Annotated in this window: 1 rRNA gene; it reads right to left on the reverse strand. The window is 52.9% G+C overall.

What is annotated here, in order from left to right:
* Positions 1-442: ribosomal RNA gene (locus C1638_RS22130) — 16S ribosomal RNA — on the reverse strand; the annotation flags it as partial.

Raw genomic sequence — 442 nt, forward strand, 5'->3', positions numbered from 1 at the left:
GACTACCCGGGTATCTAATCCTGTTTTCTCTCTACACTTTCGAGCCTCAGCGTCAGTTAAAGCCCAGCAAGCCGCCTTCGCCACTGGTGTTCCTCCTAATATCTACGCATTTCACCGCTACACTAGGAATTCCGCTTACCTCTCCGACACTCCAGCACGACAGTTTCCAATGCAGTCCCATGGTTGAGCCTTGGGTTTTCACATCAGACTTATCATGTCGCCTGCGCTCCCTTTACACCCAGTAAATCCGGATAACGCTTGCACCCTCCGTATTACCGCGGCTGCTGGCACGTAGTTAGCCGGGGCTTCTTAGTCAGGTACCGTCATTTCTTCTTCCCTGCTGATAGAGCTTTACATACCGAAATACTTCCTCACTCACGCGGCGTCGCTGCATCAGGGTTTCCCCCATTGTGCAATATTCCCCACTGCAGCCCCCCGTAGG

Source organism: Chryseobacterium oncorhynchi, assembly GCF_002899895.1.
Taxonomy (GTDB): Bacteria; Bacteroidota; Bacteroidia; order Flavobacteriales; family Weeksellaceae; genus Chryseobacterium; species Chryseobacterium oncorhynchi.